The sequence below is a fragment of the Bradyrhizobium sp. 61 genome (assembly GCF_023073075.1).
Taxonomy (GTDB): domain Bacteria; phylum Pseudomonadota; class Alphaproteobacteria; order Rhizobiales; family Xanthobacteraceae; genus Bradyrhizobium; species Bradyrhizobium barranii.
Window position 1 is genome coordinate 217103 of record NZ_JADPIU010000067.1, and the last position, 11772, is coordinate 228874.

Genomic DNA, 11772 nt, shown 5'->3' on the forward strand with positions numbered 1-11772 from the left:
CTTACCGCAGCGGCTTCTTCAGCAGCGAGAAGCGATCCGGGTCCAGCCCCATCGAGGGCTGCAGCATCGGCGCTTCGGCGGTCGCGAGCGTCTTCGCGGGCGGCTGCGAAAACACCGGGTCGTTCGGCACGTCGCGCTGCGAGGTAGCGCCGCGCCAGCGCTCGAGCACGGCGCCGACGAAATGCATGTCGTGACCGGAGGTGACCGACGGCACGCTTGAGATGGTGGCTTCGCCGCGCGGCAATTGGTGCGGCGGCACCTCCTTGAAGCGCAGGCGGGTCGGCAGCGCAACGCCTTCGCCGAACGCCAGCACCTCGCGGGTGCCGAGCGATGGCACGAAGGACAGCAGGTTCGCGGCGGCATCCGACACCGCGGCGCGCAACAGCGCCTGGTCGCGCTCGTTGGCCAGACGCATCGTGAACAGCGTGTTGCACTGGGAGATGATGGTGGCGTCGAGCTCGGCCGGACGTTGGGTGATGAGGCCGAGATAGACGCCGTATTTGCGGCCTTCCTTGGCGATGCGCGACACCGCCTTGCGGGTCGGCCCGAAGCCGACATTGCGGTCGGCGGAGGCGTAGCGGTGCGCCTCTTCGCAGACGAACAGCATCGGCGACACGCCGTCGCTCCACAGGCCGAAGTCGAAGGCCATGCGGCACAGCACCGAGACGACGGAATCGATGACCTCGGCCGGGAAGCCGGCGAGCTGCATCACCGTCATCGGCTTGCCGTTGGCGGGCAGGCGGAACAGATGGCTGATCACCTCGGCCATGGTGTCGCCGCCGACATTGGCGTTGTCGAACATGAAGGCGTAGCGCGGGTCGTTGCGGACGGCCTCGATGCGCGAGATCAGCTTGTGATAGATGATGCGCGAAGAGCGGTTTTCCAGCTTGCCCATGCGCTCGTCGATCAGCGAGATCAGATCGACCAGACGGTATGGTACCGGCGTGTCGACGGTGAAGCCGACCTGCTTGGGATCGATGCGCTTCAGGCCGAGCCGATCGGTGTTCTGATACTGGGTGTAGATGCCCTTGGCGATCGGGATCACCTCGGCGAGGACGTCAAGCTCCTCGGGCACGCCGGCGCGGCCGCCGAACAGCACGTCGACGATTTCCTCGAAGTTGAACAGCCAGAACGGCAGCTTCAGGTTCCGCGGGTTGAGCACCAGCGCGCGATCACCGAAGCAGCGGCCATATTCGTTGTGCACGTCGAGCAGGAAGATGCGCAGGTTCGGGCGTGATTTCAGGATCTCGTTGAGCAGCAGCGACACGCCGGTGGATTTGCCGACGCCGGTCGATCCCAGCACCGCGAAATGCTTGGAGAGCATTTCCTCGACGTCGACATAGGCGACGACGGAGCGGTCCTGCTGGAGGAAGCCGACATTGATCTGGTCCGATCCGGTCGGCGCGTAGATCGTGCGCAGCTCCTGGCTCGTGATCAGGTCGACGGAATCGCCGATGGTCGGATAGTTGGTGACGCCGCGCTGGAACTTGGCCTTGTCGGCGGCATTGTGGATTTCGCCGAGCAGGTCGACCGACGCGATGGCGATGTAGTCGGAGCTCGAGAGGTTCTCGCAGGACACCTCGGTGATCATGGCGACGATCACCGAGCTGGCGCAGCGGATGCTGACGAAACGGCCGACGGTGGCCCGAATTTCCGAGACCGGCATCTGGCTTGCCGCCAGCAGCCCGACCCGGGCGAGCGACCCGCGTACCGAAATCACGCGTCCAAAGGATGTCACGATGAATGAACCTGGCATGAGCAAGGGGTTTAACCCTGACTATGCGTGCCGCGGCTGGACAAACGGTTAAACGGCAGGCGCGGGGGCTTTGTTAAATCTGCGACAATTCGGTTGAGAGATTTGCTCCTAATGCATACTTGCGGGCGGAATCGGTAGGGGAATGCCGCTTTTCTAGGCCGATAGGCCCGACAGCGCTTAAGGAAGATTTTACCATTCGGCCAGTCGGTCCGCCGTTCGGGGATGGAGGTCATCCCGGCTGGCGCGTCATTCGATCCGGGCGGCGATGTTTTGATTTGTTGACGGGACCTAATCATTTGTACATTAGTACAAATGAACCTGCGGCCTGGATGCCGCCCCCGGACACTTGAGCGCGTTTGCAGCCTTGCGTCCGATTGCGCGATCCGGTCCGGCGGATCGCAGCCACGCCTTAAAGCCCAAGTCTTGGAGGAAAGCATGCAGCCCGAACCAATCCTCGATCTTGCTCATCTCGGCCACATGGAGCTGCTGACGCCGAAGCCCGACGAGAGCCTGAAATTCTTCGTCGACGTCATGGGCATGACCGTCAGCGGGCAGAAGGGCGAGTCGGTTTACCTGCGCGGCTGGGACGATTACGAGCGCTATTCGCTCAAGCTGACGGCGTCGAAGACATCAGGCATGGAGCATATGGCGCTGCGCGCGCGCAGCCAGCAGGCGCTGGAGCGCCGCGTCGCCGCGCTCAAAGGCTCCGGCTTCGACATCGGCTGGATCGACGGCGACATGGGGCAGGGGCCGACCTTCCGCTGCCGCGATCCCGATGGCCATATCGTCGAGCTCTATTACGAGACCGAATGGTACCAGGCGCCGCCGGAGCTTAGACCTGCGCTGAAGAACCAGGCGCAACGTTTCCCTGCGCGCGGCGTCAATGTTCGCCGTCTCGACCACCTCAACTGTCTCGCCGTCGACATCAAGGCCAACCGCGAGTTCTTCGAAAACTATCTCGGCTGCCGCCTCACCGAGCAGATCGTGCTCAACGATGGGCGGGAAGCGGCAATGTGGCTGACGATGTCGAACAAGAGCTACGACTTCGCCTATTCGCTCGACCACTCCGGCACGCCCGGCCGCTTCCACCACGTCACCTACGCGCTCGACAGCCGCGAGGAGATTCTTCGTGCCGCCGATATCTTCCTGGAGAACGGCGTGCACATCGAGACTGGCCCGCACAAGCACGCGATCCAGCAGACCTTTTTTCTCTATGTCTACGAGCCCGGCGGCAACCGCGTCGAAGTCGCCAACGCCGGCGCGCGCCTCATCCTCGCCCCCGACTGGAAGCCGATCGTGTGGACCGAGGAGGAGCGCAAGAAGGGGCAGGCGTGGGGATTGAAGACGATCGAGTCGTTCCACACCCACGGCACACCGCCGGTGGACGCGAAGAAGCACGGCTAGACCCGGACCCGAAGGGTCGCGTTAGCGCAAAGCGTGAAGCGGTTTTCCGATTGGGTCATGCTCCAAAGATCAATGCGTTGAGGTGCGCACCCGCGCGATCGTCTCGCTGACGCCGGTCCAGGCGGGCTTGTCCGGTGCGAACTGCTTGCGCAGGAAGGTGACGAGTTCTTCGACCTGCGCGTCGCTCATGCTGTTCTTGAAGGCGGGCATGTAGCCGAGTTCGCTGGAGACGGGCTCATTGACCCCGTGCAGGACGACCTGCACGAGATTGTCCGATGTCGCGCTGTGCAGATTGCTGTTGAGCGCGAGCGAGGGCCGAGTTCCGAACAGCGGCAGGCCGCCGACCTCGTGGCAGACGGCGCACGCGCCCTGATAGAGCCGCGCGCCGGTGGAGGGTGCCACCGTGACCTGCGTTGAGCTTTCAAGCTTTGCGGCAAGTGCATCCTGGCCCTGCGCATCGATCGCGGTGTCGTTGAACGAGTTGAGATAGACCGCCATCGCGCGGATGTCGGGGTCGGGCAGGGCCTTGAGGTCTCTGATGATCGGCGCCATCGGGCCGGCCGCGACGCCGTGATAGCGCGAATGGCCGGTGCGCAAATAGGCGAACAGCTCGTCCTCGCTCCACGGGATCGGTGCGCGTGAGAGCGAGGTCAGTGCCGGCGCCTCCCAGCCCTCGGCAAAGCCGCCGGCGAGATAGGCCTCACTTTGCTCCGCGCCGAGTGCGTTGCGCGGCGAATGACACCCGCTGCAATGGCCGAGGCTCTCGACGAGATAGGCGCCGCGATTCCACGGCTCGGATTTGGCGGGATCGGGCTTGAATTCGCTCGTCCTGTGGAACAGGGCATTCCAGCCCGCAAGCAGCGGGCGGAGGTTGAACGGGAAGGCGAGCGCATTCGCCGGCGCCGTGGCGCGCACCGAAGGCTGGGTCATCAGGTAGGCGTAGAGCGCCTGCATGTCGGCGTCGCTGGTCTTGGCGAAATGGGTGTAGGGGAAGGCGGGGTAGAGCTGCCGTCCGTCGCGGTGCAGCCCGTCGCGCATCGCGCGCTCGAAGGCGGGATAGGACCAGGCGCCGATGCCGGTCTCGACGTCGGGCGTGATGTTGGTTGAGTAGATCGTGCCGAACGGCGTCTGAAGTGCGCGGCCGCCGGCGTTGAGCACGCCATTGAGGCTGGTGTGGCACTCCGCGCAATTGCCGAGTGCTGCAAGCTGCTCTCCGCGCGCGATCGTCGCGGCGGAATAGACCGATGGATCGGGACGTGCGATCGGCGCGATGGCGCGCCCGGGCAAGAATGCTGCGCCGATGCCGATCGCGGCGGTGCAGACGGCTGCGATCGTCGCGAAGATGCCGGCGCGCTTGGCGAAGGGATTATCCCAGATGCCGGACGATTTTGGCGCAGCGGGTGCGGGCAGGGCTTGCGGCACGGGCGATGCCTCACCGTGCAATCCCTTCAGGATGCGTTCCGGCGTGAACGGCGGCTCGCGAAAGCGCACACCGGTGGCATCAAAGATCGCGTTGGCGATCGCGGCTGCGCTCGGCACCGAGGCGGACTCGCCGACGCCGAGCGGCGGCTGGTCCTGACGCGGCAACATCAGCACGTCGATCTTGGGCACGTCGGGGAACGGGATGATCGGATAGGCGCCCCATTCGCGCGCCGCCACCGCGCCGCGCTCGAACGAGACCTCCTCCATCAGCGCGCGGCTGGTGGACTGGATGACGTTGCCGTGGATCTGGTGGCGCACGCCGTCCGGATTGATCATCAGGCCGGAGTCCTGCCCGGCGACGACGCGCGTGACGCTGACATCGCCGGTGGACTTGTTCACGGCGACATCGGCGACCCAGGCCGACCACGCCGCGCCATAGCCGGGAAACTTGCTGTGGACATAGAGCGCATAGGCAAATCCGCGCCCGTGCACGATCTCGCCGTCTTTCTCCTCGCGCACGGGGCGTGGCGTCCAGCCCGCGCGCTCGGCCACCGCGTTGACGAGATCGATGGCGCGCTGGTCCTTCAGGTAGCGCAGGCGGTATTCGATCGGATCGACACCGGCCTCGGTCGCGGCCTCGTCGATATAGGATTCATGCGCGAAAGTGTTCGGTAGGGCCGAGACACCGCGAAACCAGGACGCGCGCACGATCGGCGCCATGTCGTGGGCGACGACGCGCATGTGGTCGTAGTCGTAAGGCGGAATCGCGGTGCGGTCGCCCATCTGGAGCACATCGGCCACCGGCGAGATTCGCCCCGTCAACAGCAGCGCCAATGTCGGCGCAGCGTTGGAAGGGTAGCGCGTGGCGAGGTCGTAGCCGGCGACGCCGCCGTCCGCGTCGAGCCCGCCATTGACGTCGATGAGCTGCGCTGTGCCCTTGGGCTCCCAGGCGTGCTCCTGCTCGCGCGTCAGCTGCACGCGTACGGGGCGGCCGACGGCGCGCGACAGCAGCAGCGCGTCCGCGGTGACGTCATCGGCGCAGTTGCGGCCGTAGCAGCCGGCGGCCTCCAGGCGGATCACCTCGATCTCGCTCTCGGGACGCTCGAGCAGGAGCGCCAGATCGCTGCGCAGCACGTGCGGGTTCTGCGTGCCCGACCAGACACGGATGTTGCCGTCCTGGACGTCGGCGACCGCGCAAGAGGGGCCGATCGACGCATGCATCTGGTACGGCCACACATAAGTGCGCTGCATCGGCTTGGCCGCGCCTGATATCGCCGCATCGACATCGCCCTTGTCGATCAGCGTGCGCGGCGTCGATGGATGGGCGCGGAGCGCGGTCTCGACGTCGGCGAGATCGGTCAGACCAGGCGTCGGCTTCCAGCGCACCGCCAGCTGCTCCGCCGCGCGGATCGCGTTCTCCTCGCGCTCGGCGACCACGCCGACGAAATCGCCGATACGCACGACGGCAATGATGCCGGGAATGTCGCGTACCGAGGACTCATCCACCGCGATCAGGCTGGTGCCGACGAACGGACCGGCATCGACGCCGGCATAGGGCGGGCGCACCACGCGGCCGTGCAGCATGCCGGGCACCCTAATGTCGTGCACGAAGGTCAGCTCGCCGGTCGCCTTGGCGGGCAGGTCGACGCGGGGCGTCGACTGGCCGACGATGGCGTAGTCGCCAACGGGCTTGAGCGCGACGTCGTCGGCAAGCTCGAGGCGAATGGTCTCGCCGCCGATCAGTTCGCCATAGCTGACGCTGCGGTTGTGCCCGCGGACGAGGCCGTCTTCGATCTTGAGGTCGCTGGCCGGCAACTCCAGCCGCTCGGCTGCGCGCGCGATCAGAAAGTGCCGCGCCTGGGCTGCGGCCTTGCGCAGGGGGACGGCGGTGATCTGGATGGTTTCGCTGGCGATCGTCGCGCCCTGGTTCGGCACCACGGCGGTGTCGCCGAGCACCACGACGACGCGCGCAAAGGACACATCCAGCTCTTCGGCGACGATCTGGCCGAGTGCGGTGCGGATCCCGGTGCCGAGATCGACATGGCCGTTATAGGCCGAGACCGATCCATCCGCGGTGATGCGGACGAAGGTTTCGGACGTGACTTCGTCCACGGTGCGGACGACGACGAGCGAACCCGATTGCCGCTCAGCTCCGTTCGAAAGAGGGGAGGCCATCAATCAACGGCCTCAGTGATCTGGCCGGATGCGCGCATCACGGCGCGCAGGATCTCGACATGCGTGCCGCAGCGGCAGAGATTGTAGCGCAGCGCCGCGAGCGCCTCCTGCTCGGTCGGCCGCGGGTTGATCGCGAGCAACGCCTTGGTGGTCATGATCATGCCGTTGAGGCAATAGCCGCATTGCGCGGCCTGCTCGTCGATGAAGGCCTGCTGCACCACATCCGGCTTGTCGCGCGTGCCGAGCCCTTCGAGCGTCAGGATGTCGCGGCCTGCGCAGCCGCTCACGGGAATCACGCAGGAGCGCGCGGCCTGCTCGTCGATCAGGACAGTGCAGGTGCCGCATTCGCCTAGGCCGCAGCCATATTTCGGACCGTTGAGCGCGAGATCGTTGCGCAGCACATAGAGCAGCGGCGTCTGCGGCGCTGCCGTGATCTCGTGGATCCTGCCGTTCACGGTGAGGCGGATCGGTGTCTGCGTCATCCTCGTTCCCAAGCCCGTGGCCAATTGCTCGTCAAAACCTACGTCGCGACGATACCGTTTGTACACAAACGTGCAAGCCGCGCATGCCGCACTGCAGCGCGACTGCCTTCTTTGTGGACAGAGCGGATAGGCAAATGGGGTTTTATGCGGCAGCCGCATCTTTTGCGCCGCACCGCCGCTTGACAGCCTTCGGGAGGGCGCGCAACATCGTTCGTATACGAATGATAACTGCAGTCGGCTGGCTTTGGACATGGTGACTGAAACGACGAGCGCCGCCATCGACAAGATCCGTTGCGATGCCTGTCCGGTGATGTGCTACATCAAGCCGGGCGCGGCGGGCGCCTGCGATCGCTATGCCAATCACGATGGCAAGCTCGTCCGCGTCGACCCGCACGTGATCCTGGAACGCACCGTCTCGCATGGCGGCAAGCTCGTTCCGTTCAGCCGCACCGAAGACTGGGACGGCAAGATCGTCCACGAGCCCTCAACCTTTGTGACGGCGATCGGTGCGGGCACGACCTATCCCGACTACAAGCCGGCGCCGTTTATCGTCTCGTCCGAGATCGATGGCGTCGACATGGTGACTGTCGTCACCGAGGGCATCTTCTCCTATTGCGGCATCAAGGTGAAGATCGACACCGACCGCTATCTCGGCCCGGAAACCGCGACCGTCCGCGCGCAAGGCGAGGCGGTCGGCCACGTCACGACCAGCGAATATGGGTCGCAGATGCTGTCGCTCGGCGGCGTGCATCATCTCACCGGCGGCTCCAAGAAAGAGGGCCGCGTCACCTGTGACACGCTGATGGATCTCGCCAATTGCAAGGCGGTCGAGTTGACCATCGACGGCGGCGCCAGCGTGGTGGTGCAGGCCGGCCAGCCGCCGATCGTCAACGGTATGAAAGAAGAGCGCATGCGCGTCGGCTGCGGCTCGGCGACGATCGGCATGTTCGCCAAGCAATGGCACGGCAAGGTCGACGAGGTCGTCGTCGTCGACGACCACATCACCGGCGTGCTCTCTGAGCATCAGGCCGGCAAGCTGCTCGACATCGCCGACACCGGCATCAAGATGAAGGGCCGCCGCTCGACGCCGGGCCGCTATTTCCAGGTCGCCGATCCCGGCACGGGCTGGGGCGGCACCAACATCTCCGATCCGCTGGCGATTCTCGGGCCGTTCGATGCCAAGGAAGCCAAGGCTGGTCTGACCATGCTGATGGTCTCCACGACCGGCGAGCATTCGTCTTACTACGTGCTCGACGAAGCCCTGAAGCCGGTCGAGACCGAGATGCCTGATGACCTGAAGTTCTCGGTCGAGCGCATCCAGGAGAATTGCGAGCCGGCGCTGTGCACGGTGTTGTTCATGGCGGGGGCCGGCGGCTCCTTGCGCGCTGGCGTCACCGACAATCCGGTACGGCTGACGCGTTCGGTGAAGGACGCGCTGACGCGCGTCACCAGCGGCGGCGCGCCTGTTTATGTCTGGCCGGGCGGCGGCATCACCTACATGGTCGACGTGACACAGATGCCTGCAGGCGCGTTCGGCTACGTTCCGACACCGGCGCTGGTCGCGCCGATCGAGTTCACGATGAAGCTGTCGGACTACGCCGCGCTCGGCGGGCACATGGATTACGTCAAACCGCTCTCCGAGGTGCAGAACGGCGAAGATGTTCGCCAGTTGCCCTGGCAGAACCCGATTCCGGGACGCCGGGCATGACCAGGCTCCCGCAAATCGCATTGCTGTCTGGTGGCCGGCGGCTGCATTTGCAGGATGGACCGATTGATCTGATCGTGGAGGCGAGGGGGCGCGCGGACGCAGTGCGTGCGGCCTATGAGGCGGCGACGCAGCGATTCACCGGACTGCTCGACGAACTCTGCGCCGAACTTCTGGAACTGCGGACGGCTGCTGAGAAGCAGACTTCGCTAAAAGGCGTGGTGGCGCGTCGGATGCACGCTGCTGTCGCACCCTATGCCGCCGATTGCTTCATTACGCCGATGGCCGCGGTTGCCGGCAGCGTGGCGGAGGAGATTCTTGGCGCCATGCTGGGCGCTGCGGCGCTCGATCAGGCCTATGTCAACAATGGCGGCGATATCGCGCTGCATCTCGGCGAGGGCGAGCATTTTTCGGTCGGCCTGATGGATCGGCCTGATCGTGACGGCGTGCTGCGCAAGATGAGGGTCTACTCAGGTGATCCCGCGCGAGGCATTGCGACCAGCGGGCGTCATGGCCGCAGCTTTTCGCTCGGCATTGCCGACGCGGTCACGGTGCTGGCTGCCACCGCATCGCAGGCCGATGCGGCCGCGACGGTCATCGCCAATGCCGTCGATCTGCCCGGGCATCCCGTCATCATCAGAAAGCCTGCGAACGAGCTTCAGCCCGACAGCGACCTCGGCGTGCGTCTCGTCACCCGCAATGTCGGTGAATTGTCACAGAGCGAGGTCGCGGCCGCGCTGGAATCTGGCGCGGAATGTGCACGGCAATTGTTCGATCGCGGATTGATCGAGGGTGCCGTGTTGCAGCTTTGTGGTGATATGCTTGTCATCGGAACCAAGGATATAGAAGAGCAACGAACGCGCCCGCTCATGCTGGAGAACGCGGTCTATGCCTGAACAGGGAAGCGAAACATGAGCGCGATCATCCGCAAGATCGTCACCGTCGTCGAAGAGACGCAGATGGAAATGGGCCGCCAGGTCTCGCCGCCGACGCGGCGTGCCGCGGCGATCGCCGTGATCGAAAATCCCTTTGCCGGCAAATATGTCGAGGATCTCTCGCCCCTGATCGCCATCGGCGAGGAGCTCGGCGATCTCCTGGCGAAGCGCGCGGTGGCGGCGCTCGGCATCGATGGCGCGAAGGCGCAGAGCTACGGCAAGGCCGCGGCGGTCGGCGAGAACGGCGAGCTGGAGCATGCGGCGGCTATCCTGCATCCGAAGATGGGTGCCCCGGTGCGCAAGGTTCTGAGCAAGGGCGCAGCGCTGATCCCGTCGTCGAAGAAGCGCAGCGGCCCCGGCACGACGCTGGACATTCCCCTTGGTCACAAGGACGCGGCCTTCGTGCGCAGCCATTTTGACGGCATGGAGGTGCAGATCAACGACGCGCCGTGCGCCAACGAGATCATGGTCGCGGTCGCCGTCACCGATAGCGGCCGCCCCTTGCCGCGCGTCGGCGGCCTGACGGTTGCGGAAGTGAAAGGCGAAGACGGTTTGAGATAGAGTTTGAACCGGGGAGGCGGGCATAGCTTCTCCGACAAGATCACGCTGAAGACGTAGAGAGTTCAAAACTGGAGGTTGGGATGCGAGCGAGAAACACTTTTGTGGGCGCGGCCTTCGCGCTGCTGGCGGGCGGCATGGCTCATTCGGCCGTGGCGCAGGAGATCAAGATCGGCGAGATCAACAGCTACTCGCTGTTGCCGGCGTTCACCGAGCCCTATCGCAAGGGCTGGCAGCTCGCAGTCGAACAGGTCAACGCGGCCGGCGGCATCAACGGCAAGAAGCTCGTCGTCGTCTCCAAGGACGACGGCGGCAAGCCGGCCGATGCGCAGACCGCGGCCAACGAGCTCGTCTCCAGCGAGGGGGTTGCGATGCTGACGGGTACGTTCCTTTCGAATATCGGCCTCGCCGTCAGCGACTTCGCCAACCAGAAGAAGGTGTTCTTCCTCGCGGCCGAGCCGCTGACGGATGCCATCACCTGGTCCAAGGGCAACAAGTACACCTTCCGTCTGCGCCCCTCCAACTACATGCAGGCGGCGATGCTGGTGGAAGCAGCCAGCAAGCTGCCGGCCAAGCGCTGGGCGACCATCGCGCCGAACTATGAATACGGCCAGTCCGCAGTCGCGGTGTTCAAGAAGCTGATGTCGGAGAAGCGTCCTGATATCCAGTGGGTCGACGAGCAGTGGCCGCCGCAGGGCAAGATCGACGCGGGTCCGGTGGTGCAGGCGGTTGCCGCAGCCAATCCCGAAGCGATCCTCAACGTCACCTTCGGCGCCGACCTCGTGAAGCTCGTGCGTGAAGGCAACACCCGCGGCCTGTTCAAGGGGCGCGAGGTCGTCTCGTTCCTGACCGGCGAGCCTGAATATCTCGATCCGCTCAAGGACGAGACGCCGGAGGGCTGGATCGTCACCGGCTATCCCTGGTACTCGATCAAGACGCCCGAGCATGACGCGTTTCTGAAGGCCTACCAGGCCAAGTACAACGATTATCCGCGCCTGGGCTCGATCGTCGGTTACCAGACCATCAAGGCGGCTGCTGCGATCCTTGCGAAGGCCGGCTCGACCGATCCGGAGAAATTGATCGCAGCGGCGGAGGGGCTGTCGATGCCGTCGCCGTTCGGCGAGATCACCTTCCGCAAGATCGACCACCAGTCGACGCTCGGTGCCTATGTCGGCAAGACCGCGCTGAAGGACGGCAAGGGCGTGATGGTGGATTCTTCTTACAAGAAGGGCTCGGACTATCTGCCGAGCGACGCCGAAGTCGATAAGCTGCGTCCGAAGGATTGATGTGAAGAGGAACCGGGGCCTCGTGGTTCGAGACGCGCGGCGTTGCCGC

Annotated in this window: 8 protein-coding genes; 5 read left to right on the forward strand and 3 right to left on the reverse strand. The window is 65.0% G+C overall.

Going from position 1 to position 11772, the window contains the following annotated elements; translation table 11 throughout:
• Window position 1: 1 nt before the first annotated feature.
• Window positions 2-1756 carry an ATP-binding protein gene (locus IVB46_RS24940; RefSeq protein ID WP_162136488.1) on the reverse strand — a complete coding sequence of 585 codons (1755 nt, stop codon included), beginning with the start codon at window positions 1754-1756 and terminating at the stop codon, window positions 2-4.
• Between the two features lie 435 nt (window positions 1757-2191).
• Between IVB46_RS24940 and IVB46_RS24945 the strand changes: the two genes are divergently transcribed.
• The gene (locus tag IVB46_RS24945; RefSeq protein WP_247307170.1) at window positions 2192-3160 is read left to right on the forward strand and encodes a catechol 2,3-dioxygenase; all 969 of its coding nucleotides are present in this window, start codon (window positions 2192-2194) and stop codon (window positions 3158-3160) included.
• 69 nt (window positions 3161-3229) lie between these two features.
• On the opposite strand, the gene IVB46_RS24950 is transcribed toward IVB46_RS24945, so the two are convergent.
• Together IVB46_RS24950 and IVB46_RS24955 are read right to left on the reverse strand one after the other, a co-directional pair.
• The gene (locus tag IVB46_RS24950; RefSeq protein ID WP_247307174.1) at window positions 3230-6757 is read right to left on the reverse strand and encodes a molybdopterin cofactor-binding domain-containing protein; all 3528 of its coding nucleotides are present in this window, start codon (window positions 6755-6757) and stop codon (window positions 3230-3232) included.
• The gene (locus tag IVB46_RS24955) at window positions 6757-7239 is read right to left on the reverse strand and encodes a (2Fe-2S)-binding protein (protein WP_247307177.1); all 483 of its coding nucleotides are present in this window, start codon (window positions 7237-7239) and stop codon (window positions 6757-6759) included. Before IVB46_RS24955 ends, IVB46_RS24950 begins: the two co-directional genes overlap by 1 nt.
• Before the next feature lie 250 nt (window positions 7240-7489).
• Here IVB46_RS24955 and IVB46_RS24960 point away from each other — a divergent pair, with 250 nt between their 5' ends.
• The 4 genes from IVB46_RS24960 to IVB46_RS24975 all read left to right on the forward strand — a co-directional run bounded on the left by IVB46_RS24960 (window position 7490) and on the right by IVB46_RS24975 (window position 11723).
• Window positions 7490-8947: a 6-hydroxynicotinate reductase gene (locus IVB46_RS24960; protein WP_247307179.1), complete on the forward strand. Its 1458-nt coding sequence runs from the start codon at window positions 7490-7492 to the stop codon at window positions 8945-8947.
• Entirely contained in the window at window positions 8944-9840 is an 897-nt protein-coding gene (locus tag IVB46_RS24965; RefSeq protein ID WP_247307181.1) for a UPF0280 family protein, read from the forward strand. Before IVB46_RS24960 ends, IVB46_RS24965 begins: the two co-directional genes overlap by 4 nt.
• 15 nt (window positions 9841-9855) lie before the next feature.
• Window positions 9856-10440, forward strand: a complete 585-nt coding sequence (locus IVB46_RS24970; RefSeq protein ID WP_247307199.1) for an amino acid synthesis family protein — start codon at window positions 9856-9858, stop codon at window positions 10438-10440.
• A gap of 80 nt (window positions 10441-10520) precedes the next feature.
• Window positions 10521-11723, forward strand: coding sequence for an ABC transporter substrate-binding protein (locus IVB46_RS24975; RefSeq protein WP_063983953.1), 1203 nt, complete (start codon window positions 10521-10523; stop codon window positions 11721-11723).
• Window positions 11724-11772: the final 49 nt, after the last annotated feature.